The following is a 25,664-nucleotide window of genomic DNA, read 5'->3' as shown; positions in this document are numbered from 1 at the left end:
GCCACAGGCGCCCGGTCAGACTGGCATTTGGGGCAATTGCCCTCACCTAGGTCGGCGGGTAGGCTGATCGACTGCCACTCATTCCTGCTGAGCACGCTCGCACCACTGCCGGTTCGCCGGCCCGACATCGGATCCCCCATGGCGATGGATTTCATCCGCATCCGCGGCGCGCGGACGCACAACCTCAAGAACATCGACCTCGACCTGCCTCGCGACAAACTGATCGTGATCACCGGCCTGTCCGGCTCGGGCAAGTCGTCGTTGGCGTTCGACACCATCTATGCAGAAGGCCAGCGCCGCTACGTCGAGTCGCTGTCGGCGTATGCGCGCCAGTTCCTCAGCGTGATGGAAAAGCCGGACCTGGACCACATCGAAGGCCTGTCTCCGGCGATTTCGATCGAACAGAAATCGACCTCGCACAACCCGCGCTCCACGGTCGGCACGATCACCGAGATCTACGACTACCTGCGCCTGCTGTACGCGCGCGTCGGTCAGCCGCGCTGCCCGGACCACGGCTTCCCGCTAGAGGCGCAGACCGTCAGCCAGATGGTCGACCACATGCTCACGCAGGACCAGGAGCAGCGTTACATGCTGCTGGCGCCGGTGATCCGCGAGCGCAAGGGTGAGCACGCGCAGGTGTTCGAGCAGCTGCGCGCGCAGGGCTTTGTGCGCGTGCGCGTGGATGGCGAGCTGTACGAGATCGACGCGGTGCCGCCGCTGGCGCTGCGCCAGAAGCACACCATCGAGGCGGTGATCGACCGCTTCCGTCCGCGCGAAGACATCAAGCAACGGCTGGCGGAAAGTTTCGAGACTGCGCTCAAGCTCGGCGAAGGCATGGTCGCGGTGCAGTCGCTGGACGACCCGGCCGCGGCGCCGCACCTGTTCTCGTCCAAGTACAGCTGCCCGGTCTGCGATTACTCGCTGCCGGAGCTGGAGCCGCGGCTGTTTTCGTTCAACGCACCGGTGGGCGCCTGCCCCAGTTGCGATGGCCTGGGCGTGGCCGAGTTCTTCGACCCGGATCGCGTCGTGGTGCATCCGGAGCTGTCGCTGTCGGCCGGCGCGGTGCGCGGCTGGGATCGGCGCAATGCCTATTATTTCCAGCTGATCGCCTCGCTGGCCAAGCACTACAAGTTCGACGTGGACGCGGTGTGGAACACGCTGCCGGCCAAGGTGCGCCAGGCGGTACTGTTCGGCAGCGGCGATGAGGTAATCAGTTTCACCTACTTCACCGATGCGGGCGGGCGCACCACCCGCAAGCACCGTTTCGAGGGCATTCTGCCGAACCTGGAACGCCGCTACCGCGAAACCGAATCGCCGGCCGTGCGCGAAGAGCTGACCAAATACGTCAGCCAGCAGCCCTGCCCGGCCTGCAACGGCACGCGCCTGAATCGTGCCGCGCGCAACGTGTTCGTCGCCGACCGCCCGTTGCCCGAGCTGGTGGTGCTGCCGGTCAACGAGGCATTGAGCTTTTTCCGCGGCTTGTCGCTGCCGGGCTGGCGTGGCGAGATCGCCAGCAAGATCGTCAAGGAGATCGGCGAACGGCTGGGCTTCCTGGTCGACGTGGGCCTGGATTACCTGACCCTGGAACGCAAGGCCGACACCTTGTCCGGTGGCGAGGCGCAGCGCATCCGGCTGGCCAGCCAGATCGGCGCCGGCCTGGTCGGGGTGATGTATGTGCTGGACGAGCCGTCGATCGGCCTGCATCAGCGCGACAACGAGCGCCTGCTCGGCACGCTGACGCGGCTGCGCGATCTGGGCAATACCGTCATCGTCGTCGAGCATGACGAAGACGCGATCCGCCTGGCCGATTACGTGCTGGACATCGGCCCCGGCGCCGGCGTACACGGTGGCGAAATCTGCGCGCAAGGCTCGTTGCAGGACATTCTGGATGCGCCCGGCTCGCTGACCGGCCAGTACCTGTCGGGCAAGCGCCGCATCGAGATTCCCAAGCAGCGCCACAAGCCCAACCCGAAGATGATGCTGCATCTGCGCGGGGCGACCGGCAACAACCTGAAGAATGTCGACCTGGACATTCCGGCCGGCCTGTTGACCTGCATCACCGGCGTGTCCGGCTCGGGCAAGTCCACGCTGATCAACGACACCTTGTTCTCGCTGGCCGCCAACGAGATCAACGGCGCCTCGCATCCGGTGGCCGCGCATCGCGAGGTCGAGAATCTGGATCTGTTCGACAAGGTCGTGGATATCGACCAGTCGCCCATCGGGCGCACCCCGCGTTCCAATCCGGCCACCTACACCGGCATGTTCACGCCGTTGCGCGAGTTGTTCGCGCAGGTGCCGGAAGCGCGTGCGCGCGGCTATTCGCCGGGCCGTTTCAGCTTCAACGTGCGCGGCGGCCGCTGCGAGGCCTGCCAGGGCGATGGCCTGATCAAGGTGGAGATGCACTTCCTGCCCGACGTCTACGTGCCCTGCGATGTCTGCCACGGCAAGCGCTACAACCGCGAGACGCTGGAGATCCGCTACAAGGGCTTCAACATCAGCGACGTGCTGCAGATGACCGTCGAGGACGCGCTGCGGCTGTTCGAGCCGGTGCCGTCGATCGCACGCAAGCTGGAAACGCTGGTGGATGTGGGCCTGAGTTACATCAAGCTGGGCCAGAGCGCGACCACGCTGTCCGGCGGTGAGGCGCAGCGCGTCAAGTTGTCCAAGGAGCTGTCGCGCCGCGATACCGGACGCACCCTGTACATCCTCGACGAGCCGACCACCGGCCTGCACTTCCACGACATCGAAGCGCTGCTCGGCGTGCTGCACAAGCTGCGCGACGAGGGCAACACGGTGGTGGTGATCGAACACAATCTGGACGTCATCAAGACCGCCGACTGGATCGTGGATCTGGGCCCGGAAGGCGGCCATCGCGGCGGCAGCATCCTGGTCTCCGGCACGCCGGAAGATGTGGCCGCGCACAAGGCGTCCTACACCGGGCAGTTCCTGGCCAAGATGCTGCCGTCGGTGAAGGCGCGCGAGACCCGGCCGGCGGCCATGGCCAACAAGCCCGATGCGCGCCCGCCACGCAAGATCAAACCGGAGAAGGTGGCGAAAGTCGCCAAGTCCGCCACCAAGAAAACCGCAAAGAAGAAGGCAAGCTGATGAGCGAAGAGCACAAGGTGTTGGCACGCATCCCGATCAGCGTGCGCTGGCGCGACATGGACAGCATGGGCCATGTCAACAACGCCAAGTACATTTCGTATCTGGAGGAAGCGCGCGTGCGCTGGATGCTGGGCGTTGAAGGCGTGGCGATGACCGACCGCATCGCGCCGGTGGTCGCGGCCACCAACGTCAACTACAAGCGCCCGCTGGAATGGCCGAACGACATCCTGGTGGAACTGTTCGTCGAGCGCCTGGGCAGCAGCAGCATCACCATCGGTCACCGCATCCTCGACCAGAAGGACGAGGGCGTGCTGTATTCCGATGGCAATGTGGTGGTGGTGTGGATCGATACGCAGACCGGCAAGAGCGCATCGCTGCCGGACGCGGTACGCGCCGCCAGCAGCTGAGATTTGCCAGTTGCGCGCTGGATCTCCGGCACCATAAGACGACGGCGGCTCTTCCGGGAGCCGCCGTTGTTGTTTGCAGCGATCCTGTCATGCCGCTGCGCGATACCACCGACAGGCCGCGTGATCGGGACCGGACTGACACAGTGAAGTGGCGGCTGCCTGCCACCACGCATTGCGTTTGATCGACAACATCGCGCAGTGGGCTCTGCAAGAACTGCAGACTGCAGCCTCGCTCGTCCACGCACTGCGCGCGTCTACGAACCCGGCGCGCGCTTGCGCGCCTGCAGCGTGGTCTTGACCTCGCGGCCATCCTGCAAGGTAAAGGTCACCGGCACCTGCGCGCCTTCCTGCAGCGGCGCACGCGCTTCCATCAGCATCAGATGCAGGCCGCCCGGCGCAAGCGGCACCGACTTGCCGGCCGGCAACGCCAGCTCCGGCACCGCGCGCATGCGGCTGACACCGTTGGTCTGCGTGGTCTCGTGGATGGACACATCGGCAAACGCACTGCTCTTGGCCGCGGTGACCTGCAACGGCTGCGCGCAGCCATTGTGGAACTGCCCGAAACCCGCTGCCATGCCCATGCCACCGGGTGGCGGAATGCGGATCCAGCCGTCCTTGAACTCGGGCAGGCACTGCGCGCCAACGCCTGCACTTGCCAGCATCACCCATGCACCGAGCAGCACGCGTCCGCACATGCGCTGCCTGCTTCGACTGCCATCTATCATGACCCAACCTCCAGGAGCCCCGAATGAGCATCCAGATCTTAGACCATGGCCGTCTTCGCGAAATCCGTCTGGCGCGCCCGCCGGTCAATGCACTGGACAGCGCGCTGTGCCAGGCCCTGAGCGTTGCGGTGCAGCAGGCCGGCGAGGAAACCGACGGCATCGTGCTGTCGGGCAGCGAGCGGATCTTTTCCGGTGGCATGGACGTGCCGCACCTGCTGGCGCATGGCACCGACCGCGCCGCATTGCTGGCCAGCTGGACGGCCTTCTTCGAGGCCGCGCAGGCGCTGGCCAATAGCCGCGTGCCGGTGGTCGCAGCCATTGGCGGGCATGCGCCGGCCGGCGGCTGCGTGCTGGCACTGTGCTGCGACTACCGGGTGATGGCGCGCAGCGCCGATACCGCCAAACCGTATGCGATCGGCTTGAACGAGGTGCAGGTGGGCCTGGCCGCGCCGGAAGGCATCCAGCGCCTGTTGCGCCGCGTGGTCGGCGCGCACCGCGCCGAGCGCCTGCTGATCTCCGGGCAGCTGCTGCCGGCCGAGCAGGCAGTCACGATCGGCCTGGTCGACGAACTGGTCGATGGCGAGTTGGTCACCGCCCGCGCGGTGGCCTGGCTGCAGGACCTGCAGCAGCTGCCGCGCCAGCCGATGCTGACCACGCGCGCGATTGCCCGCGCCGATCTGCGCGCGGCGCTGGCGCCGGAGCTGATCCAGCTGGAGCGCTTCATCGACGGCTGGTACGCGCCGGATGCGCAGGCCGCCTTGCACGGCCTGGTGGCGCGGCTGCAGAAGGCCTGACGCCGCTCCCGCACGGCGCGCAGGGGGCGGCCCGCTATAATCGCGGTCCGTCGCACGCCCAGGCCAGCCCCTTGTCCGCCACTGCCGAACCCGTCGTCTCCGAACTGATCAGCCTGCTGTCGCTGGAGCGCCTGGAAGACAACCTGTTCCGCGGCCAGAGCCGCGATATCGGCACCAAGTACGTGTTCGGCGGACAGGTACTGGGCCAGGCGCTGGCCGCCGCGCAGGCCACCGTGGACAACGGCCGCCAGGCGCACTCCCTGCATGCCTATTTCCTGCGCGCCGGCAATATCGACCACCCGATCGTCTACGACGTCGATCGCACCCGCGATGGCGGCAGTTTTTCGGTGCGCCGGGTCACTGCGATCCAGCATGGCAAGGTGATCTTCTTCTGCGCGGCCTCGTTCCAGCAGCGCGAAGACGGCGCCGAACACCAGTCCGCGATGCCGGTGGTGCCGCCGCCCGAAGACATCGAACCCACCCCGCCGCTGGCGGCGGAGGTGCTGGAGAAACTGCCTGCCAAGGTGCAGCGCTGGCTGTCGCGTGGCGGCCCGTTCGAGTTTCGCCATGTATTTCCGCGCGACGAACTCAAGCCGCCCAAGCGCCCGCCGTTCCAGCAGATGTGGCTGCGCCTGAGCGACCCGGTCGGCGACGACGTCGGCCTGCACCAGGCCTTGCTGGCCTATGCCTCGGATTTCCAGCTGCTGGGCACCTCCACCTTTCCGCACGGCATCAGCTACTACACGCCGAATGTGCAGATGGCCTCGCTCGATCACGCGCTGTGGTTCCACCGCCCGTTCCGCACCGACGACTGGCTGCTGTATTCGCTCGACAGCCCCACCGCACAGGGCTCGCGCGGCCTGGCGCGCGGGCAGTTCTTCACCCGCGATGGCGTGCTGGTCGCCAGCACCACCCAGGAAGGCCTGATCCGGGTGGTGCCCGACGGCAGCACGATCGCGGTGCCGGCAAACGACTCGCCATGTTGATCGCTGCACCGCGTTCGTCGCGCGCAGGCATGCTGATGGCCGCCTGCACTTTCCGGCCTGGATCGACATCCTTGCCGCTCCTTTCTTTCAGCTTGAGCAAGCGCCTTCGCAGCGCGCCCTGCTCGGCAATTGCTGGCATCCCTTAAGCATGCGCAAGATCTTCAGCAGTCAACGTATCGAAACCGCCGAAGGCGTGGCCGATCTCCTGCGCAACGCCGGTATTGACGTGCGCATGAGCAACGGCCGCTCCTACGAGAGCAAGCGCAGCGGCCAGTTCAGCTATCTCGAACAGGGCAACGCCCAGGCCTACCCCACGGTGTGGATCGTGCACGCCGACGACCAGCCGCGCGCCCGTGATCTGCTGCGCGACGCACGCCTGCTCGACACCACCCGCCGCGACCTGCCGAATGTGGAGTACACCTTCCGCGACGGCGAAAACGGCTCAAGCACCAATGCGCGTAGCTGGGCCTGGCGCATCCGGCTGGTGCTGCTGCTGGTGATCGGCGGGGTCGCCATGTTCGTGGTGCTGCGCCATCGCAATGCCCCGGATGCGGCCATGCCAGTGGCGCAGCCGGCAGCGCAGCCAGCGCCCGCCACCACCGCACCGCCCGCCGCAGAGGACGACGAAGTGCGTGTACGGATCCAGCCGGCGCGCTGAGCGCAGCCACACGGCGGTGCGCCAGATGCCACCGCCATCGCCTCGGTCACATCCGCTGCTCGCCTGCGTCATGCTGGGACCAGGACATGGATTGCGCCGATGCATACCGACACGCTGGACCTGATGTTGCAACGCGAATTGCCGGTCGCCGCCGCCGGCTGCCAGCAGGCCTACGGCCGCATCGTGCGCGCCTGCCAGAACACGGTGACCGCCATCGCACTGGCGATCACCCGCGATATCGCTGCCAGCGAAGACATCGCCCAGGAAGCCTTCCTGCGCGCCTGGCAGCGGCTGGCGCAATTGCATCAGCCGGCCAGCTTCCTGCCGTGGCTGCGGCAGATCACCCGCAACCTGGCGCGCGACTGGCTGCGCGCCAACCGGCATCGCGCGCTCAGCGGCGAAGCGGCGGACCTGGCGATCGCGATGGCCGCCGACCCGGCCCCCTCGCCCACCGACCAGTTGCTGCAGGTGGAAGAAGAAATCGCCGCGCTCGACATCATTTCTGCATTGCCCGAAGAGAGCCGCGAGACGCTGCTGCTGTTTTATCGCGAAGGCCAGAGTTCGCGGCAGGTTGCCTTGCTGCTCGGGCTGAGCGATGCGGCCGTGCGCAAGCGCCTGTCGCGGGCACGTGCCAGCGTGCGCGGCGAGCTGCTGCGCCGGTTCGGCGAGTTCGCCCGTGGCAGCGCGCCCAGTGTGGCCTTTGCCACTGCGGTGACCTCGGCAACCCTGCTGGCCGCGCCGGGGACCGCGAGCGCGGCCATCGTGCTGACCGGCATGGGGGGCGCGGGCAAATTAGGCGTGAGCGGGCTGACCGGCTCGGCACTGGGCGGGGGTAGCGCGGCCGGTGCACTAAGCCTCTGGCTCGGCCTGCCATCGCTATTCGCCGCCGGCGCCGTGCTGGTTGCCGGCGTCGGTACGTACTGGTCGTGCTGGTATCTGCTGCGCTTTGCGCAGACCGCCGCCGAAGCAGCGGCGATTCGTCGTTTCCTGCACATCACCACGCTGACGTCGGTGCTGGTGGTGGGCAGCACGCTGCTGCTAAAACGCCTGGATGCCGGCGCATGGACGTCGCTGCTGTTGCTGGGCGCAGGCATGGCGGTGCTCAACTACCAATCCATCCGGGTGCTGCCACGCGTCATGCGCCCGATGCTGGAACGCGATGCGCAACGACGCGGCACCACGCGGGCACCGCTGCTGTATCGCTGCATGTTCAGCCCGGGCGCGATGCTGGTGAGCACGGTGGCGGTCATGCTGCCCATCGTGCGGCACTACATGAAGCTGGGGATGCTCTGATCCCAGCGTGAGCTCATCGTCGCATGCAGCAAGTGCGACCATTCCTGTCAACAAAAACGGCCTCCTGCTTGCGCGGGAGGCCGTTGGTCGATCGGCGCCTTGTTGCGTGTTGCGGTTTACATGCTGCGTATGACGACAGTGCTGCCCCGGTCGCAGCACTGCGACCGGGTAAGCGACTGGATGAACTCAGTTGCCCGCGGCAGGCTTGGCCGGCATCGGACGCTTGCCGTGATCGCCATGCTCGCCCTGACCCCAGCGGCCATGCTCGCCACGCTGCTTGGATGCGGCATCGAACTCGGCCTTGCTCAGCTTGCCGTCCTTGTCGGTATCGGCCTTGGCAAACCACGCGTCGCGATGCTGCTGCATGCGCAGCTCACGGTCGGCGCGATCGACAAAACCGTCCTTGTTGATGTCCATCTCATCGAAGCGCGCGGCGAACTTGGGGTCGGCCTTGGCTTCTTCTCGGCTGATGCGGCCGTCCTTGTTGGTGTCGAGCTTGCTCAGCCATTCGCCGCGTCCGCCGCGCCCCGGGCCGCGATGATGCGGGCGCTCGTCGCGCGACAGCTTGCCGTCCTTGTTGGTGTCCAGCGTGTCGAACTGTGCGGCCAGCCTGGGGTCGGCAGCGGCCTCGCTGCGATCGATCACGCCATCGCCGTTCTTGTCGAGTTTGGCAGGACGCGGCGCATCGCCGGCGGCAGGCGGAGCGGCGAACACCGCGCCGGTGGACAGGGCAGCCAGCACGGCCAGTGCGAGAAACGGTTTGCGAGACGTCATGAGAAACTCCTGGAATGTGGGAACCACACGCGGCACCTGCATGGGCCGCATCGCGTGGGTGGCGCATCCGGATCCACCGTGCGCTGCCACCAACACCCACATCAACGAGCCATCGGCGCGCGCGTTGACGCGGCAACCGGGCGTATTCATCCGGCGGACAGTCGCCGCTGTTGCGACGCGCAGGCGCTATCCTGACGCCATGGCCATCCACGCCGACACCCATGACGACCTGCGCCTGTTCCAGACCGGCGAGCATGCCTGTGGCTACTGGTCCGAGCGCCGCGCGCGCGACCTGGTGCTGGATCCGCACGATCCGCGCCTGGGTGCGATCTATCCGCAGGCATTGGCATGGGGATTCCGTCGCTCCGGTGATCTGGTCTACAGGCCGCATTGCGAACGTTGCCGCGCCTGCGTGCCGGTGCGCATCGCAGTGGATGCGTTCCGGCCCGATCGCAGCCAGCGCCGTTGCCTGGCGCGCAACCAGGACCTGGTGGTGCGCGTGGTCGCTGCCGAGCGCACCGACGAACAACTCGCGTTGTACCGGCAGTACCTCAAGCACCGCCATCCCGGCGGCGGCATGGACGAGCATGGCGCCACCGAATTCGACCAGTTCCTGATCGGCGGCTGGTCGCATGGACGCTTCCTGGAAATCCGCGAACCGGCGGTGGCGCATGCGCCTGGGCGGCTGCTCGCCGTTGCGGTCACCGATGTCACCGAGCATGCGTTGTCGGCGGTCTATACGTTTTACGCACCGGATGCCACTGCGCGCAGCCTGGGCACCTTTGCGATCTTGCAGCAGATCCAATGGGCGCAACGCGAGCGCCGCGCGCATGTGTATCTGGGCTACTGGATCGACGGCCATGCCAAGATGAACTACAAGCGCCGCTTCAGCGCGCTGGAGGCCTACGACGGCCGCCAATGGCGCGGGCTTCCTGCCGCTGCACCGGAAGGTTGAACCACCCCGGGACGACATCGGGCTGTCGTCTTGCACATGCGAGAATGTCGCGATGATCAGACCTCTCTTACTGCTTGCGCTGACCGCGCTCTGCGCCGCCTGCGCACATCAGGCGACCTCTCCGGACACAAGCGCCAAGGCAACTGCCGCCTCCGCGCCGGCCCAGCTGCGCATCGCGACCTACAACACCTCGCTGTATTCGGATCAGGCCGGCGGCCTGGTGCGCGAACTGCAGGGCGACAGCGCGCATGCGCGCAAGATCGCCGCGGTGCTGCAGCGGGTGCGTCCGGATCTGGTGCTGCTCAACGAGTTCGACTTCGACCCCGAGCACCGCGCCGCCGATCTGTTCCAGCAACGCTATCTGGAGGTCGCCCAGCCGGGCGGCGGCGAAGCGTTGCACTACCCGTATCGCTACCTGGCCCCGGTCAATACCGGCGTGCCGAGCGGCCTGGATCTGGACAACAACGGCAGCGTCGGTGGCGATGGCCGCACCCGCGGCAACGATGCCTGGGGTTACGGATTGCATCCCGGCCAGTACGGCATGCTGATGCTGTCGCGCTACCCGATCGACGCGCAGGCGGTGCGCAGTTTCCAGTTGCTGAAATGGAGCGCGCTGCCGGGTGCGCTGCGCCCGACCGACCCGTCCAGCAAACAAGCGTTCTATCGCGACGCGATCTGGGCGCAGCTGCGGCTGTCGTCCAAATCGCATTGGGACGTGCCGGTGCGCACGCCGCTCGGTGTGGTGCACGCGCTGGTCTCGCACCCCACCCCGCCGGTGTTCGATGGCGCCGAGAAGCGCAACGTCGCCCGCAACCACGACGAGCTGCGGCTATGGCGCGAGTATCTGGACAATCCCAAGGACGCCAGCTGGCTGTGCGACGACCAGGGCCGCTGCGGCGGGCTGCCCGCCGATGCGCGCTTCGTCATTCTCGGCGACCTCAATAACGACCCGGTCGACGGCGCCGGCCGGCACGATGCGATCCGCGCCTTGATCACGCACCCGCGGGTGCTGCAGTACCCCACGCCGCAGAGTGCAGGCGGCCCGGAAAAAACTGCCGAGTACGCCGCGCAAGGCATTGCACATGCGGGCGACCCGCACCAGGTAACCGGCGACTTCGGGCCGCAGGCGGGCACGATGCGGCTGGACTACGTGCTGCCTTCGCGCCAGTTCACCTTGGTCGGCAGCGGCATCTTCTGGCCCGCCAGCGCCACGCCGGAAGCGGCGATTGCCGATGGCAGCGACCATCATGCGGTTTGGGTGGATGTGGCTGGGGGGCGGTGATTGGGAATTGGGGATTGGGGATTTGAAGCGTCGGGTGGTTGCTTGTGACGTGGCGCGATTGCGGCTGGTTGCCGCAACCGCGCCATGACGCGCGCAGCGCTCAGTCCAGCTGGATCTGCACTGCCTCTGCGGCTACCCGCGCCTTCTCGCGCGCGGTATCGATGCTGTCCGCGCGCGCCAGCGTGACGCCGACGCGGCGGTGACCGTCCACGCGCGGCTTGCCGAACAGGCGCAGTGCGGTGTCCGGGTCGCGCAAGGCTTGCGCAACATTGTCGAAGACCGGCACGCCGTGACCGTGCGCCAGCAGCGCGCACGAGGCCGACGGGCCGCTCTGACGGATCACGCCGCCGTTTTCCGCACCGACCGGCAGGCCGAGAATCGCGCGTGCGTGCAGGGCGAATTCGCTCAGCTCCTGCGAGACCAGCGTGACCAGGCCGGTGTCGTGCGGGCGCGGCGAGACTTCGCTGAACCACACCTCGTCGCCCTTGACGAACAACTCCACGCCGAACAGGCCCAGACCGCCCAGGTCGTCGGTGATGGCCTGCGCAATCTGCTGCGAGCGCTGCAAGGCGGCCGCTGACATCGGCTGCGGCTGCCAGCTCTCGCGGTAGTCGCCGTCCTTCTGCCAATGCCCGATCGGGTCGCAGAACGAGGTGCCGCCGGCGTGCCGCACGGTCAACAAGGTGATCTCGTAATCGAAGTCGATGAAGCCCTCGACGATGCAGCGGCCGGCACCGGCACGTCCGCCGGTCTGCGCGTAATCCCAGGCCGCCTCGATGTCCGCCTCGCTGCGCAAGGTGCTCTGGCCCTTGCCCGAGGACGACATCACCGGCTTGACCACGCACGGCAGGCCCACCGCGGCGATCGCCTCGCGATACTCGGCAGCCGTGTCGACGAAGCGATACGGCGAGGTCGGCAGGCCCAGTGTTTCGGCAGCCAGGCGACGGATGCCCTCGCGGTCCATGGTCAGGCGTGCGGCGCGCGCGGTCGGGATGACCCGCTGGCCCTGCTCGCGCTCCAGCGCGAGCAGCGTTTCGGTATGGATCGCCTCAATCTCCGGCACGATCAGATGCGGCTGCTCCTGGGCGATCAGCGCGCGCAGCGCCTGGGGATCGAGCATGTCCAGCACGTGCGAACGGTGCGCGACCTGCATCGCCGGCGCGTTGGCATAGCGATCGGCGGCGATCACTTCCACCCCGAAGCGCTGCAATTCGATCGCCACTTCCTTGCCCAGCTCGCCCGAGCCCAGCAACAACACGCGGGTGGCGGAAGGCGACAACGGCGTGCCGAGAGTAGTCATGAGCGCAGTCCAGATCGGGAGGGGGCCGCCATTCTAACGGGCCGTCGCCATGGCCGCCGGCTGCGCGACTTGCAGCAACTGATATCACTTTGATATCTTTTTTCCACTCCCCAAGGACACCCACCTCATGAAAGAGAAGCCGATCAGCTCACTGCCGGGCATTCCGGTCATCCTCGCCGCTGGCGCCGCGTTTGCGGGCGCCGCCTGGTTCATTCTCACGACCCTGGCGGCCGGCAGCCCGACTCCAGCCGGGTTCCTGATTGCGCTGTTGGTGGTGGCGGCGGGCATCTTCATGCTGGCCGGCCTGTACACGCTGGAGCCGAACCAGGCGGCGGTGCTGAGCCTGTTCGGCAAGTACGTCGGCACGGTCAAGGACCCGGGCCTGCGCTGGAACAGCCCCTTCTATGCCAAGCGCCGGGTCAGCCAGCGCGTGCGCAACTTCGAGAGCGGCCGGCTCAAGGTCAACGAACTGGACGGCAGCCCGATCGAGATCGCCGCGGTCATCGTGTGGCAGGTGCTGGACGCTTCCGAGGCGGTCTACAACGTCGACGATTACGAAAGCTTCGTGCATATCCAGTCCGAAGCGGCGTTGCGCGCGATGGCCACCAGCTACCCGTACGACCAGCACGAAGACGATCAGATCTCGCTGCGCAGCCATCCGGCCGAAATCAGCGAACAGCTCAAGCGCCATCTGGACGAGCGCCTGACCCAGGCCGGCGTGGACGTGATCGAAGCGCGCATCAGCCACCTGGCCTACGCGCCGGAAATCGCCCAGGCCATGCTGCAACGCCAGCAGGCCAATGCGGTGATCGCCGCACGCACGCGCATCGTCGCCGGTGCGGTGGGCATGGTCGAAATGGCGCTGGCCGAGCTGCAGAAAAACGGCGTGGTGCAGCTGGACGAAGAGCGCAAGGCGCACATGGTCAGCAACCTGCTCACCGTGTTGTGTTCTGATCGTGGTACCCAACCGGTGGTCAACGCCGGCTCGCTGTATTGAGGTGATGCAATGAATGTCATCGTGCCGTTGGTCGTCGCGCTTTCCGGCCTGCCTGCATTGGCAATCGCCGCCTCCATCGGTGCGGACGACGACGACCGCGCGCGCGGCCTGGGGCTGCGCTGGGCCTTGATCAGCCTGGTCATCCTGATCGGTGCTGCCTGCCTGTACTGGGCCGGCGACAACCGCGCCGGCATCTACGCGGTGGTGATCGGCATGCTCGTCGGTGTGAATGTGTTGATCGTGTCGATGGTGATGCACCTGCGCCGCCACAGCGGCCGCCAGGAGCGCGAGTGAGCGAGAAGAAGGCCTATCCGCTGCGCATCAACGCCGACGTGCTGGCCGCCGCGCAGCGCTGGGCCGACGACGAACTGCGCAGCCTCAACGCGCAGATCGAATACGTGCTGCGCGATGCGCTACGCAAGGCCGGGCGCCTGCCGAAGCCGCAGGCCGACAAGGACGCCGGTGCTTGAACAAGCACAGGCGTGAGTAATCGTCAGAACGGATCAGCTTCCGCTCGCATGCATCCGCCCCGCCGCCGCTCAGCGGAGCATCTTTATCGCTGCACGGAAGCGTTCGCCCCGCTCCGGACTGGCAGCCCTCACGTGGCACCCGCTAAGCTGCGGCGATGCGCAATTCCCCACGCTTTCTGCTCAACACCTCCGACATCGAACTGTGGCCGGCAGACCTGCTGCGTGCGCGCGGCAATGCGGATGCACGCGTGCTGGCGCAAGCCGACTGGCTGCTGCGGCGCAAGCGCGACGGGCGCTACCTGGCCGCGCATCTGCCGCAGGGCCTGATGCCGTTGATCCCGCGACTGGCGTACGAGCCGGGGCTGGACGAGGCACTGGCGCTGCTAGAACTGCCAGGCGGGCGTGCATCGGACCGGGCGAACACGCGGCTGCCGGTCAGCGGCGTGCAGCAGCGGCTGGCGCAACTGGAAATCGATGTGGAGGCGTATCCACGGCAGACCGGGCTGAGCCTGGTGGCCGAACCTGCTGCCCTGCACTTTGCCGGACGCGATCGTTTTGCGCGTCCGTTATGGCTCAGCGCCGGCGCAAGCCGTGCATGGCGACAGATGCGGGCCGACGCTGCACGCGCTGGCGTGCTGCTGGATGCATTGTCCGGCTATCGCAGCCACGATTACCAACTGGCGATCTTCGAACGCAAGCTGGCGCGCGGCCTGACGGTGCCGCAGATCCTGGCGGTCAACACCGCGCCCGGCTTCAGCGAACACCACAGCGGCGATGCACTGGATATCGGCACGCCCGGCGAGCCGCCGGTGGAAGAATCCTTCGAGACCACGCCGGCCTTCGCTTGGCTGCGCGACAACGCGGATCGCTTTGGCTACCGGCTGAGTTATCCGCGCGACAATCCCTACGGCATCATCTACGAGCCCTGGCACTGGCGTTGGTCGGCGGCGTAACGCGCGCGGCAAGCCGCGCGCACCGCACTGCAACGCCCTACTCCTGCGAGCGCGGCGTCGGCACCTTGGCTGCCACGCTGAAGTCGGCGATCTTCCACAGATAAAACGCCGCGTAGCTGCGGTATGGGCCCCAGCGTTCGCCACGGATGGCCAGTTCCTTCGGTGTCGGCATCTGTTCCTGCCTGTCCACGCGCTGGGCGCCCTTGCGCACGCCCAGGTCATCGATGGGCAGCAGATCCGGCCGGCCCAGGCGGAACATCAGCATCATCTCCACCGTCCAGCGGCCGATGCCGCGCACCGGGATCAGCGCCTGCACGATCGCTTCCTCGTCCATGAAGGCGAGCCTGCGCAGGGAGGGAATCTCGCCGTCGCGCTCGCGGCGCGCCAGATCGCGCAGCGCCAGCGACTTGTTGCCGGAGACGCCACATGCACGCAGTGCCGCGTCGTCGATGCGACCGAGCGTGTCCGCATGCAGCCGCGGCGCACCGATGGCCGCTTCCACCCGCGCTACGATCGTCGATGCGGCCTTGCCGCTGAGTTGCTGGAATAGGATCGCGCGCGCCAACGCGTCCACCGGATCGAACGGCTTGCGCCAACCCGGCTGCGCGGTGATCGGGCCGATGCGCTTCATCCACGCGCCTAGCGCGCGATCGCGCCGGCTCAGGTACGCAAAGGCGGCCTCCACATCGAATCCGCGGGCATGGCGCGGCATGCTCAGCGCCTCAACGCGCCGATCGCCAGCACCACCCAGCCCAGCATCAGGCTGGTGCCGCCGACCGGTGCCAGGCTGGTGGGCCAGTGCAGCAGCGCGCCGCCGACCAGGCTGCCGGCAAACAGCAGCGTGCCGAGCAACAGCAGATACAGGCCGAGCCGGCCAAGTGCACGCGTTTCGGTAGCGCCGAGCACGGTCAGCACGGCACCGTGGCCAAACGCATACAGCGCTGCCAGCTGCAGCCGCGATTGCACCAGCGCATCGGCCACCCCGTGCGAGGCATAAGCCGACAGGCCCACCGCGATGGCGGCCAGCAGGCCGCCGCAAAACGCCAGCAGCGACGGATGTTTCTTGCGACGTTCGAGCAGGGACATAACGAAGTTTCCATTGCAGCGCCGTGGCGCAAAAAAAAACGCGCCGCAGGACTGCGGCGCGTTTTCGTCTGGATCAGATCATCGTGGTGAGACGATTACTTGATGGCCCAGTAGACGTCGTAGGTACCATCCTGCGTAAACGACTTGTCCACGCCGCCCTTCCACGACTCGTACGGACGCTCGGTCACGTCGTTGCCGTTGGTGGCAGCCCAGGCACGCAGGGAGCTACGCACTGCGTCCAGGCCGGCCATGTGGCCTGCGTAGGTCGCAAACGCGGAACGGTGTGCCTTGGTACGCTCGTACTTGACCGGTGCTTCCGACGGGATGTTGACCTTCAACTCCTCGCCCGCTGCAGCAACCGGGGTTGCATCCACAGGTGCGGCAGCCGCGGCGTCGTCCTTCTTGGCATCAGCCTTGGCGGTGTCGGCCTTGGCATCGGTCTTCGGCGCGCCACCGGCACGCTTGCGGACCGGCTGCACCACGTCGAACGCGTACTTGTCGGTAGCAAAGTCGGTGGTCACGATGCGGACCGGACCAGCAGCCTCGAGGCCGTTGGCGTCCATCACGCGCTTGATCCACTCCTGGTTGTCCTTGATCGACTTCTTGATCGTCTCGTTGTCACGATCGATGTTGCCCGCGGTGACGACCAACAGGTCCTCGGCCGGCACATCGACGAGCTTGAGATCGCTCAACACCGGCTTGCCGTCGAGCTGGGCGCGGTAGTCGAAATTCGGCACGGTGGCCAGTGCGGTCGTCAAACGCGACAGACCCAGCTTCAGGTCGTCGCCCACGTGGCGGCTGACATATAGACCGGCATAACGACCGAACAGGTTCCAGCCGTACTTGACGCTGTAGTCCTGAGTGATCTTGACGTTCTTGTTGTTCTTGCCGGTCGGCGCAAGGGTGAAGTTGGTGACTTTGTCGTAGCCCTTGGTGGGATCGTCGATCGAAATCTCAACACGCTCGTTCTTGACGCTGTTGGTGATCTCCCAGCTGCCGTCGCCGATATAGCCTTCGGTGGAGCTGTATTCGACGCGTGCACCCTTGCCCTCGGTCGGGCCGACCAGCTTCAGCTGGATCTTCGGGTCACGCAGCACAAGCGGGTTCCAATCCTTGAAACGACGGAAGCTGTTCACGGTGTCGTAAACAATCGTCATCCTGCGGTTGGTCTCAACACTCTCGGACATCTGCCGCTCCGAGGGCAACACCAAGCCCACCACGACAAACAAGCCAGCCACGATCCCCAAGGCGATCAGGAACTCGATAATACGGGTCATTCAGGAGGTCTCCGGGGCCGATCCCACGGCCGGGTTGAGTGAAGCGAAGCCGCCATCCTAGCAGGCTTCGAGAAAGATGTTCAGTTGTGCGACGGGTAGCGCGGTCTTGCGGTGTCATCCACCGCGCAACCGCGCAGTCCATGACTGCGCAATCCCAACCTGCACAAGGGTTTGGGCAGATTGCGCGCAGCTATCATGCACATCGCGCGATGCCTGTGTGTGATGCGATTGCCGGCAGCGCGGTTTTCGTTCCTCCGGCAGCACGCTTGATCGGCTTGGAAACGACCAGACCACCCCGCCACGCGCTTTGCCACGCGCGCGGCGGAGCGCACGCAGCGCCGCGCGTCGGCAGCTGCGCCCCCTGCGTTGCCGATCAGACCAATTGCAGCTCGAAGGCCTTCAGCACCGCACGGGTACGGTCGCGCACGCCGAGCTTGGACAGGATGTTGGAGACGTGATTCTTGATGGTGCCCTCGGCCACGCCCAGCGAGTTGGCGATCTCCTTGTTGGAGAAGCCGCTGGCCATCAGCCGCAGGATCTCGGTCTCGCGGTCGGTCAGCGGATCGGGCCGGTCCAGGCTGACGAACTCGTTGCGCATGTGCTCCAGGCCCGACAGCAGGCGCTGGGTCACCGCCGGCTGCACCAGCGAGCCGCCGTCGGCCACGGTGCGGATCGCGCCGACCAGTTGTTCCAGCGAGACGTCCTTGAGCAGGTAGCCCTTGGCGCCGGCCTTGAGCCCGGCCAGCACCAGCTGGTCGTCGTCGAAGGTGGTCAGGATGATGGTCGGCGGCAGCGTGCCGTTGCGCGAGAGCATCTGCAGCGCCTCCAGGCCGGACATCACCGGCATGCGCATGTCCATCAGCACCACGTCGGGCTGGACCTGCGGGATCTGCTCGACCGCCTGCTTGCCGTCCGAGGCCTCGGCCACCACCTCGATGCCGTTATCCAGCGCCAGCAGCGAGCGGATGCCCTGGCGTACCAGGGTTTGGTCGTCGACCAGGCACACACGGATCATCAGAACACTCCTTGAGTCACGGCCGCAGGCATCAGTGCCGGCGCGCCTGGAACGGAGATGCGCAGGCCGAAGCCGTCACCCCGCCGGGTTTGAATCTCGAGCTGGCCACCATACTGGTTCAGCCGCTCGCGCATGCCGCGCAGCCCGTTGCCGGGCGCCACCGCGTCGGCGCCATGGCCATCGTCGCGCGCGTCGATCAACACGGTGTCGGCATCGCGCCGCACCTGGATCCACAGGTTGCGCGCACCGGCATGGCGCACCGCATTGGTGATGATTTCCTGGGTACAGCGCAGCAGCACGTGGGCGCGCTCGGGGTCGTCCAGGGTCAGCGGCTGGGCGATGTCCAGATGGATGTCCAGCGACGGCACCTGGGTCACCAGCGGGCGCAGGGCCGCTTCCAGGTCGATCGCGCCGCTGTCGCGCAGGTGGCTGACCGCTTCGCGCACATCGGTGAGCAGCAGCTTGGCCAGCGTATGCGCCTGGCGCACGTGTTCCTGGGCCTGGCCATCGGTGATGTGGCCGGCCACTTCCAGGTTCAGGCTCAGCGCGGTGAGGTGGTGGCCGAGCAGGTCGTGCAGCTCGCGCGAGATGCGGGTGCGCTCGTTGACGCGGGCGCTTTCGGCCAGCAGCGCGCGGGTGGCGCGCAGCTCGGCATTGAGCCGGCGCTGTTCTTCGCGGGCATCGGTCTGCTGGCGCGCGACCAGGCTGGTCACGAAGATGAACATCGAAAAGCCGCCGTACAACAGCGACTGCATCAGCGCGGCGAACAGGGTGAAGTCCGGGCGCAGGTAATAGAACACCGGCAGCACCGCCAGCTGGCTGAGCACCAGCCAGGCCACGCCGATGCGCAGTGGCAGCAGCCAGGGGATCACCCCGGCCGCCACCATCATCAGGATGCTGCCCAGCCCGGTCCCGCTCAGATAGCTGACCGCCAGCGCGAAGATGGTCAGCAGCAGCAGGATCAGCCGGTCGTACCAATGCGCATGGCCGCCGCTGCTCAGGCCGCGGGTCAGCCAGAAGTAGCTGGCGCCGAAGCCGACGAAGAACGCCGACATCAGCAGGCCTTCGGCCACGCTGCGGTGGTCGCCCTCTTCGGCGGCCGGCCAATAGGTGTACACCAGGGGCATGGCGATCATCGCCCAGGTGAACAGGCCGGCGAAGCGCAGGACGCGCGTATGACTGAGGTATCCCAACATGCAGGCATCTTAGGCGCTCGCCGGGCGGCTGCCCTCTTGCCGGAAGTCATGCATACGCCTGGCATGGCGCGACGGCCTTGGCAGCAGGAGCTGCCGGCGTCGGCATGCTGCAGTCGGCTCTCATGCCTGGCTGGCGGCACACGGCGGGTCGCCGCTTCAGGCCACGCATGCAATAATCCGACGCAGATCCGATTTCGGGTCGAGAGCGTTACCCCACGGAGTCCCAATGTCGATCGTTATCCGCGACGTGCGCGAGCACGAGCTCGATTCCGTCCTGGCCCTGAACAACAATGCCGGACTGGCAATCCTGCCGCTGGATTCAACCAAGCTGCAACGTTTCTACGAGCAGGCCGAATACTTCCGCGTCGCCGAGCGCGACGGCAACCTGGCCGGTTTCCTGGTCGGGTTCGGCAGCGGCAGTGCGCATGACAGCAGCAATTTCGCCTGGTTCCGGGACCGTCACCCGGAATTCTTCTATATCGACCGCATCGTGGTCGCCAGCCGCCGTCGCGGCGGTGGCGTCGGGCGTGCGTTCTATGCCGATGTGCAGAGCTACACCGAGTTGCGCTACCCGCAACTGGCCTGCGAGGTGTTCCTGGACCATGGCGCCGATGCGGCGTTGCTGTTCCATGGCAGCTTCGGCTTCCGCGAGGTTGGCCAGAACACCATGGCCGATGTCGAGGTGCGCGCCAGCATGCTGATGAAAGACATGTGCAGCTATCCGTGGGTCAAGGAGACCTATGCCGGCAAGTTGCCCGACCACCTGCCGTGGGTCGGCCGGCCGCGTCATGCCGCCGCCACCGACAACCCGTCGACGGGGAGCTGAGGCGTGGCGAGCGTGAATGTGGATTTTGAACAGGCCGGCGAACTGAAGATCGGCCAGGTGGGCATTGCCAACCTGCGCGTGCGCACGCTGGATGTGCCGCGCCTGGTGCGCGAGATGCGCGAGCGCGTGACCCGAGCGCCGAAGTTGTTCGGACGCGCGGCGGTGATCCTGGATTTCGGCGGCTTGTCGCAGGTACCGGACCTGGCCACGGCCAAGGCGCTGCTGGACGGCTTGCGCGATGCCGGCGTGTTGCCGGTGGCACTGGCCTACGGCACCAGCGAGATCGACCTGCTCTCGCAGCAGCTCGGCGTGCCGCTGCTGGCCAAGTTCCGTGCGCAATACGAGCCGACCGCGGTGAGCCCGCCGCCGCCCCCGCCGCCACCGGCGCGTGCCGAACCTGCAGCGCCCGCGGCGCGGCCTGCGCCTGGGCGCATGCAACGCAACGCGGTGCGCTCGGGCCAGCAGCTGTACGCGGAGAACTGCGACCTGACTGTGCTCAGTACGGTCGGTGCCGGGTCGGAGGTCATCGCCGACGGCAGCATCCATATCTACGGTACCCTGCGTGGCCGCGCGTTGGCCGGCGCCCAGGGCAACCCTGACGCGCGCATCTTCTGCCGCGACTTCCACGCCGAACTGGTTGCCATCGCTGGCCACTACAAGGTGCTGGACGATGTTCCCATGGACCTGCGTGGCAAGGCCGTCCAGGTCTGGCTGGAGCAGGATCAGATCAAGATCGCTGCGCTGGACTGACGCAGCCCAACCACAGAAATATTCGGAGAAATCCTTTGGCTGAAATCATCGTAGTCACCTCCGGCAAGGGCGGCGTTGGCAAGACCACCACCAGCGCGAGCCTGGCCTGCGGGCTGGCACGGCGCGGCAAGAAGGTCGCCGTCATCGACTTCGACGTCGGTCTGCGCAACCTGGACCTGATCATGGGCTGCGAGCGGCGCGTGGTGTACGACTTCGTCAACGTCGTGCATGGCGAAGCCACGCTCAAGCAGTCGCTGATCAAGGACAAGCGCTTCGACAACCTGTATGTGCTGGCTGCCTCGCAGACCCGCGACAAGGACGCGCTGACCCAGGAAGGCGTGGAGAAGGTGCTCAAGGACCTGGCCGCCGACGGCTTCGACTACATCGTCTGCGATTCGCCGGCCGGCATCGAGAAAGGCGCGTTCCTGGCGATGTATTTCGCCGACCGCGCGGTGGTGGTGGTCAATCCGGAAGTCTCCTCGGTCCGCGACTCGGACCGCATCATCGGCCTGCTCGATTCCAAGACCCGCAAGGCCGAGCAAGGCCAGACCGTGCCGGCCTTCCTGCTGCTGACCCGCTACAGCCCGGGCCGCGTGGAAGGCGGCGAGATGCTCAGCATCACCGACGTGGAAGAAGTGCTGGGGCTGAAGGCCATCGGCGTGATTCCCGAATCCGGTGATGTGCTCAACGCTTCCAACAAGGGCGAGCCGGTGATCTTGGATGCCGAGTCCCCGGCCGGCCAGGCCTACGACGACGCGGTCGCCCGCATCATGGGCGAAGAGCGCCCGATGCGATTCATATCCGTGGAGAAGAAAGGCTTCTTCAGCAAGCTGTTCGGAGGGTAAGCATGGGCCTGCTCGATTTTCTCAAGAGCAAGAAGAACACCGCCGAGACGGCCAAGAACCGCCTGCAGATCATCATTGCGCAGGAGCGCAACCACCGCGGCGGGCCGGATTACCTGCCGCTGCTGCAGCGCGAATTGCTGGAAGTGATCAAGAAGTACGTCAACATCGACGCCGATGCGGTGCGGGTTGATCTGGTCAAGGATGGCGAGCATGACGTGCTCGATATTTCGGTCGCCTTGCCCGAAGACGGCGACAAGTAAGTGTCCCCTGCGGCACCGTGTTTGCACGGTGCCGCCTTGACGGCCCGAACCGACCACGAGCCCTTGCGTGTGACCATCGACTCTTCCACCAGCGCCGAGCCAGCCAGCGTGTTGTGCGTGGGCGATATCGGCCTGGACGCACCGGCTGCCCTGCTCGTCCGCTATGGCCTGCGCCTGCATCGCGTGGAAGCCGGCGCGCCGATCCCCGGCAGTTTCTGGGGCGAACCGGAAGCCGGCATCATCGGCTGCGATGTCTATGTGCGTGACGACACGCCGGTGCATTCGCTGTTGCACGAAGCCGGGCACCTGATCGTCCTGCCGGCCGACAAACGCGCGGCCGTGCATACCGACGCCACCGACTCGGTGGATGAGGAAGACGCCACCTGCTATCTGCAGATCCTGCTGGCCGAGCAATTGCCGGGCGTGGGCAGCGCGCGCCTGATGACCGACATGGACACCTGGGGCTACACCTACCGGCTGGGATCCACGCGCGCCTGGTTCGAACAGGACGCGGAAAATGCGCGCAGCTGGCTGCTCGCGCGCAACCTGTTACCGCAGTAACGCCGGAGCGCCGCAACCTGATCGCCTGGCTGTGACGTGCCTGCAGGCCGGCATGCACAGGTTGCCAGCATGCAGCCCCGGGATCGAGCCAGTGGCCACGCAGTGCAGTGGCACTGCACTGCGTGCCACAAGCAGGCCGCAGACGACGGGGTCGTCAACATCGGCATAGACCATGCCGAGTGCCTCCGCGTAAAACATGCCGGCCGCCGTCTCCGTGCAGGTCGCGCGCATCGCCAGGCGCGGCGTTTCGTAGTACTACAGGTCGCGCCGCGCAGCAGCACTACGACGCAGACATCTCCTCAACGCCACGCCGCGTAGGCTGCAACGCATGCACAGCCTGTTTCTCAACACGGTGCTGCTGGGCGGCACCGCAGCCGATAAATTGTCGGCCGCACAGGCGGCCGGCTTCGATGCAGTCGAATTGTGGGAACAGGACCTGCAGCAGTTGGCGCGCTCGCCGGCGCAGGTGCGCGACGCCCTCCACCAGCTCGGGCTTGGACTGACCGACTACCAGGTGCTGCGCGATGTGGACGGTGCCGCTGACGCGCAACGCGACGGTTGCCGCGCGCACGCGCTGCAGATGCTGGAAACCGCCGCCGCGTTGGGCGCGGGCGTGGTGCAGGCACCGGCCAACACGCGTACCGACGTCGTGCCTGCATGGATCGTCGAGGATCTGCGCTGGCTCGGCCGTGCCGCGGCCGAGCACGGCCTGCGCATCGCCTACGAACCGATGGCGTGGAGCACGGTCAATCACACCCTGCCTGCCGCGTGGGCAAGCGTGCGTGCCAGCGGCGCGGACAACATCGACCTGGTGGTGGATGCCTACCATCTGTTCGCGCCAGGCCGCGGACTGGACGACCTGGACGCCATCCCGGCCACGCGCATCGCCAACGTGCAGTTATGCGATGTGGCGCAGCCGGTGGCGCCAGGTGCGCTGGCTGCGGTGGCGCGGCATGCGCGCCTGCTGCCGGGCGAAGGCTGCTTTCCGCTGTCGGCGCTGCTGCGGCGCCTGGCCGGCATGGGCTACACGGGACCGATCGGCATCGAGGTCTTCAACGATGTCCGCAAGGCCGCCGCTGCCCCGGCCACCGCGGCGGCGGCGATGGCCGCACTGCGCAGCTGCCTTGAGCGTACCGGCGCTTAGCTGCGCTGCGCGCCGCTGAGATCCAGCGTCACCACCGTGCCCTGCCCCGCGCTGGAATCCAGGTGCAGATGCCAGCCCAGATGCTCGCAGAGCCGTCCGATCAGCTCCAGCCCGATGCCGTTGCCCTGGCGTGCGTTGTCGCGCGCCAGGCGCGCGTAGATTGCGCTGATCTCCTCCGGCGTCATGCCGTGGCCCGGGTCGGCAATGCGCACCACCCCTGGTGCCGATAGCGAGACACGGATGATGCCGCGGTCGCTGTTCTCGATCGCGTTGCGCAACAGATTGCCGATGGCGGTCTGCACGATCGCCACCGGTGCAGTGAGACTGCATGGCGGAAGCGGGTCGGTGAGTACCTGCAGATCCTTGTCGGCGAGCAGATGCGCGTGGTCGGCGACGATCTCCGGCAGCAACTGGTCCAGACGCAGCGTATCGCTGCTGCGCGTCAGCCGGCCGGGGTCCTTGGCCAGCACCAGTAACAAGGTGATCAACTGCTCCACCGCGGCGCTGGTCTGCGCGATGCGCTCCAGCTGGTGGCGCACCGCCGGCGGTGTGCCGGGTTGTTCCAGCGCCAGTTCGGCGGCGTTGCCGATCACTGCCAGCGGGGTGCGCAACTCGTGGCTGGCACTGTCGATGAAGGCGCGTTCGCGTTCGACGAACTGGCCGTTGCGATCGAGATAGTCGTTGAGCGCATCGGCAATCACGTACAGCTCGGCGCTGCCCTGCGGGCCAACAGCAATGCGTTGTGCACGCCGCTCGGGACGCAGCGCGCCGATGTCGCGCGCCAGCTCCACCAGCGGGCGCACCAGCCGCGCCATCGCATAAGTGCCCATCAGCAAGGTGATGCCGATCAGCGCGACGCCTGCCGCCAGCATCCAGCGGGTGATGAACTGCTCCAGCGCCTCGAAGTCGGTGATATCCAGCACCAGCGCCAGGCGCCCGGCATGCGGCGTGTCGCGCACCATCACCGCGCTCTGGCGGCCGGCGATTTCCAGCTCGTCGTGCAGGCCGGGATGCAGCGTGCGCAACACCGGCGGTACTGTCGCGCTGCCGTCGACGCGATACAGCCGCAGGGTGTCCGAGTCCTGCCAGCGGTAATCCGGATTCTGCGCGCTGCGATCCAGGATGCTGTCCAGCTCCGAATTCAACAACGAGCGCCACACGCCGTGTTCTGCGCGCTCGTGCAGATACTGCGCGGTGCCGAACACCGCCAGCACCATCAGCAGCGTGTAGCCGAACAACCACACCAGCACGCGGCGGCCCAACGGGCGCTGCCTAAGCATCGCTGCACTCGCCCGTGGCCGGATCGCCGGCACCTTCCAGCGGCGCCAGGCGATAGCCCAGCCGCGGCAGGGTGTGGATCAGTTTCTGTGCGAACGGACCATCCACGCTGCGGCGCAACTCGTAGATATGCGAGCGCAACATGTCGCCATCGGGCGGATCGTCGCCCCATAGCGATTGCTCCAGCCGCTGCCGGGTGACCGCGGCGGGGCTGGCCTGCATCAGCACTTCCAGCAGCTTGCGGCAGGCCGGATACAGGTGCAGCACCTGGCCGGCGCGGGTGGCTTCCAGCGTGGACAGGTCCAGACGCAGATCGGCCACCTGCAGCAACTTGCCGCGTCGGCGCCCATGCGCACGCGCAAGCAGCGCCTCGATGCGGACCTCCAGTTCCGGCAGCGCGAACGGCTTGGTCAGATAGTCGTCGGCACCGGCACGGAAGCCGGCGATCTTGTCGGGCAGCTCGTCGCGGGCGGTGAGCATGATCACCGGCAGCTCGGACTGGTGCTGCTCGCGCAGGCGGCGCAGCACTTCCGGGCCGTCCATGCGCGGCATCATCCAGTCCAGCACCAGCACGTCGTACTGCTGGGTGGTGGCCAGATGCAGGCCGGTGATGCCGTCGGGCGCTGCGTCCAGGGTGTGCCCGCGCGCTTCGAAATAGTCGAACAGGTTGGCAACCATGTTGCGGTTGTCTTCGATGACCAGCAACCGCATGAGCGCGTTTCCAGGG

General features: G+C 66.8%; 28 protein-coding genes. 18 read left to right on the top strand and 10 right to left on the bottom strand.

All coding sequences use genetic code 11. From position 1 onward, the window contains the following. Positions 1-138: 138 nt before the first annotated feature. Positions 139-3,105 carry an excinuclease ABC subunit UvrA gene (gene uvrA / locus ABQY64_RS06420; RefSeq protein WP_024940077.1) on the top strand — a complete coding sequence of 989 codons (2,967 nt, stop codon included), beginning with the start codon at positions 139-141 and terminating at the stop codon, positions 3,103-3,105. Beyond that, positions 3,105-3,512 (top strand): thioesterase family protein, encoded by a 408-nt coding sequence (locus tag ABQY64_RS06415; protein ID WP_349779158.1) that lies wholly within the window; start codon positions 3,105-3,107, stop codon positions 3,510-3,512. Before uvrA ends, ABQY64_RS06415 begins: the two co-directional genes overlap by 1 nt. 254 nt (positions 3,513-3,766) lie before the next feature. Here ABQY64_RS06415 and ABQY64_RS06410 read toward each other — a convergent pair whose 3' ends face one another. After that, positions 3,767-4,207, bottom strand: coding sequence for a copper chaperone PCu(A)C (locus tag ABQY64_RS06410; RefSeq protein ID WP_104568792.1), 441 nt, complete (start codon positions 4,205-4,207; stop codon positions 3,767-3,769). A gap of 53 nt (positions 4,208-4,260) precedes the next feature. On the opposite strand from ABQY64_RS06410, the gene ABQY64_RS06405 reads away from it, so the two are divergent. The 4 genes from ABQY64_RS06405 to ABQY64_RS06390 all read left to right on the top strand — a co-directional run bounded on the left by ABQY64_RS06405 (position 4,261) and on the right by ABQY64_RS06390 (position 7,968). Next, positions 4,261-5,031, top strand: a complete 771-nt coding sequence (locus ABQY64_RS06405; protein WP_104561675.1) for an enoyl-CoA hydratase/isomerase family protein — start codon at positions 4,261-4,263, stop codon at positions 5,029-5,031. A gap of 71 nt (positions 5,032-5,102) precedes the next feature. Further along, positions 5,103-6,017 (top strand): acyl-CoA thioesterase II, encoded by a 915-nt coding sequence (gene tesB / locus ABQY64_RS06400; protein ID WP_349779159.1) that lies wholly within the window; start codon positions 5,103-5,105, stop codon positions 6,015-6,017. 148 nt (positions 6,018-6,165) lie between these two features. Continuing rightward, positions 6,166-6,675, top strand: a complete 510-nt coding sequence (locus tag ABQY64_RS06395; protein WP_349779160.1) for a pathogenicity-like protein — start codon at positions 6,166-6,168, stop codon at positions 6,673-6,675. Between the two features lie 99 nt (positions 6,676-6,774). After that, positions 6,775-7,968 (top strand): RNA polymerase sigma factor, encoded by a 1,194-nt coding sequence (locus ABQY64_RS06390; RefSeq protein WP_184231198.1) that lies wholly within the window; start codon positions 6,775-6,777, stop codon positions 7,966-7,968. A gap of 186 nt (positions 7,969-8,154) precedes the next feature. On the opposite strand, the gene ABQY64_RS06385 is transcribed toward ABQY64_RS06390, so the two are convergent. Next, positions 8,155-8,892, bottom strand: coding sequence for an EF-hand domain-containing protein (locus ABQY64_RS06385; protein ID WP_016901704.1), 738 nt, complete (start codon positions 8,890-8,892; stop codon positions 8,155-8,157). Here ABQY64_RS06385 and ABQY64_RS06380 point away from each other — a divergent pair. Both ABQY64_RS06380 and ABQY64_RS06375 read left to right on the top strand, forming a co-directional pair. Continuing rightward, a complete protein-coding gene (locus ABQY64_RS06380) occupies positions 8,783-9,697 on the top strand; it encodes an arginyltransferase (protein WP_039519976.1) in 915 nt (304 codons plus the stop codon). The two genes, ABQY64_RS06385 and ABQY64_RS06380, sit on opposite strands and share 110 nt — an antisense overlap. Positions 9,698-9,749: 52 nt before the next feature. Beyond that, positions 9,750-10,979: an endonuclease/exonuclease/phosphatase family protein gene (locus ABQY64_RS06375; protein WP_260400718.1), complete on the top strand. Its 1,230-nt coding sequence runs from the start codon at positions 9,750-9,752 to the stop codon at positions 10,977-10,979. 100 nt (positions 10,980-11,079) lie between these two features. Here ABQY64_RS06375 and purT read toward each other — a convergent pair whose 3' ends face one another. Then, a complete protein-coding gene (gene purT / locus ABQY64_RS06370; protein WP_184231199.1) occupies positions 11,080-12,279 on the bottom strand; it encodes a formate-dependent phosphoribosylglycinamide formyltransferase in 1,200 nt (399 codons plus the stop codon). A 127-nt stretch (positions 12,280-12,406) separates the two neighbouring features. On the opposite strand from purT, the gene ABQY64_RS06365 reads away from it, so the two are divergent. The 4 genes from ABQY64_RS06365 to ABQY64_RS06350 all read left to right on the top strand — a co-directional run bounded on the left by ABQY64_RS06365 (position 12,407) and on the right by ABQY64_RS06350 (position 14,699). Further along, positions 12,407-13,276 carry an SPFH domain-containing protein gene (locus ABQY64_RS06365; protein ID WP_016901700.1) on the top strand — a complete coding sequence of 290 codons (870 nt, stop codon included), beginning with the start codon at positions 12,407-12,409 and terminating at the stop codon, positions 13,274-13,276. Between the two features lie 9 nt (positions 13,277-13,285). Further along, positions 13,286-13,570 carry a hypothetical protein gene (locus ABQY64_RS06360; protein ID WP_349779161.1) on the top strand — a complete coding sequence of 95 codons (285 nt, stop codon included), beginning with the start codon at positions 13,286-13,288 and terminating at the stop codon, positions 13,568-13,570. Continuing rightward, on the top strand, positions 13,567-13,746 hold the full coding sequence (locus tag ABQY64_RS06355; protein WP_053051285.1) for a hypothetical protein: 180 nt from the start codon (positions 13,567-13,569) through the stop codon (positions 13,744-13,746). Before ABQY64_RS06360 ends, ABQY64_RS06355 begins: the two co-directional genes overlap by 4 nt. A 155-nt stretch (positions 13,747-13,901) precedes the next feature. Next, positions 13,902-14,699: a M15 family metallopeptidase gene (locus tag ABQY64_RS06350; RefSeq protein WP_349779162.1), complete on the top strand. Its 798-nt coding sequence runs from the start codon at positions 13,902-13,904 to the stop codon at positions 14,697-14,699. Between the two features lie 37 nt (positions 14,700-14,736). Here the strand turns inward: ABQY64_RS06350 and ABQY64_RS06345 are convergent, their stop codons facing one another. The 5 genes from ABQY64_RS06345 to ABQY64_RS06325 form a co-directional block, all read right to left on the bottom strand. After that, positions 14,737-15,411, bottom strand: coding sequence for a DNA-3-methyladenine glycosylase (locus tag ABQY64_RS06345; protein WP_212579287.1), 675 nt, complete (start codon positions 15,409-15,411; stop codon positions 14,737-14,739). 2 nt (positions 15,412-15,413) lie between these two features. Next, positions 15,414-15,785 (bottom strand): DUF423 domain-containing protein, encoded by a 372-nt coding sequence (locus ABQY64_RS06340; protein WP_349779163.1) that lies wholly within the window; start codon positions 15,783-15,785, stop codon positions 15,414-15,416. A 95-nt stretch (positions 15,786-15,880) separates the two neighbouring features. Continuing rightward, positions 15,881-17,062: an SRPBCC family protein gene (locus ABQY64_RS06335; RefSeq protein ID WP_039519954.1), complete on the bottom strand. Its 1,182-nt coding sequence runs from the start codon at positions 17,060-17,062 to the stop codon at positions 15,881-15,883. A 373-nt stretch (positions 17,063-17,435) separates the two neighbouring features. Next, a complete protein-coding gene (locus ABQY64_RS06330) occupies positions 17,436-18,077 on the bottom strand; it encodes a response regulator transcription factor (protein ID WP_016901693.1) in 642 nt (213 codons plus the stop codon). Beyond that, on the bottom strand, positions 18,077-19,273 hold the full coding sequence (locus ABQY64_RS06325; protein WP_349779164.1) for a sensor histidine kinase: 1,197 nt from the start codon (positions 19,271-19,273) through the stop codon (positions 18,077-18,079). The genes ABQY64_RS06330 and ABQY64_RS06325 overlap by 1 nt, the downstream gene beginning before the upstream one ends. Before the next feature lie 226 nt (positions 19,274-19,499). Here ABQY64_RS06325 and ABQY64_RS06320 point away from each other — a divergent pair, with 226 nt between their 5' ends. The 6 genes from ABQY64_RS06320 to ABQY64_RS06295 all read left to right on the top strand — a co-directional run bounded on the left by ABQY64_RS06320 (position 19,500) and on the right by ABQY64_RS06295 (position 23,659). Beyond that, positions 19,500-20,099, top strand: coding sequence for a GNAT family N-acetyltransferase (locus tag ABQY64_RS06320; protein ID WP_016901691.1), 600 nt, complete (start codon positions 19,500-19,502; stop codon positions 20,097-20,099). A 3-nt stretch (positions 20,100-20,102) separates the two neighbouring features. Beyond that, positions 20,103-20,849 carry a septum site-determining protein MinC gene (gene minC / locus ABQY64_RS06315; RefSeq protein ID WP_349779165.1) on the top strand — a complete coding sequence of 249 codons (747 nt, stop codon included), beginning with the start codon at positions 20,103-20,105 and terminating at the stop codon, positions 20,847-20,849. A 35-nt stretch (positions 20,850-20,884) separates the two neighbouring features. Further along, entirely contained in the window at positions 20,885-21,694 is an 810-nt protein-coding gene (gene minD, locus ABQY64_RS06310) for a septum site-determining protein MinD (protein ID WP_016901689.1), read from the top strand. Positions 21,695-21,696: 2 nt separating this feature from the next. After that, positions 21,697-21,954: a cell division topological specificity factor MinE gene (minE, locus tag ABQY64_RS06305; protein ID WP_005994583.1), complete on the top strand. Its 258-nt coding sequence runs from the start codon at positions 21,697-21,699 to the stop codon at positions 21,952-21,954. A gap of 69 nt (positions 21,955-22,023) precedes the next feature. Next, positions 22,024-22,515, top strand: coding sequence for a hypothetical protein (locus tag ABQY64_RS06300; RefSeq protein WP_349779166.1), 492 nt, complete (start codon positions 22,024-22,026; stop codon positions 22,513-22,515). Between the two features lie 328 nt (positions 22,516-22,843). Then, a complete protein-coding gene (locus tag ABQY64_RS06295) occupies positions 22,844-23,659 on the top strand; it encodes a sugar phosphate isomerase/epimerase family protein (protein ID WP_349779167.1) in 816 nt (271 codons plus the stop codon). Here the strand turns inward: ABQY64_RS06295 and ABQY64_RS06290 are convergent. Both ABQY64_RS06290 and ABQY64_RS06285 read right to left on the bottom strand, forming a co-directional pair. Beyond that, the gene (locus ABQY64_RS06290) at positions 23,656-24,939 is read right to left on the bottom strand and encodes a HAMP domain-containing sensor histidine kinase (protein ID WP_349779168.1); all 1,284 of its coding nucleotides are present in this window, start codon (positions 24,937-24,939) and stop codon (positions 23,656-23,658) included. The two genes, ABQY64_RS06295 and ABQY64_RS06290, sit on opposite strands and share 4 nt — an antisense overlap. Continuing rightward, the gene (locus tag ABQY64_RS06285; RefSeq protein WP_047128313.1) at positions 24,932-25,648 is read right to left on the bottom strand and encodes a response regulator transcription factor; all 717 of its coding nucleotides are present in this window, start codon (positions 25,646-25,648) and stop codon (positions 24,932-24,934) included. Before ABQY64_RS06285 ends, ABQY64_RS06290 begins: the two co-directional genes overlap by 8 nt. Positions 25,649-25,664: the final 16 nt, after the last annotated feature.

The sequence above is a fragment of the Xanthomonas sp. WHRI 7065 genome (assembly GCF_040203115.2).
In the GTDB taxonomy this organism is placed as follows: domain Bacteria; phylum Pseudomonadota; class Gammaproteobacteria; order Xanthomonadales; family Xanthomonadaceae; genus Xanthomonas; species Xanthomonas arboricola.
The sequence above is the reverse complement of the archived record's forward strand: the minus strand, read 5'-3'. Positions and strand labels throughout refer to the sequence as shown.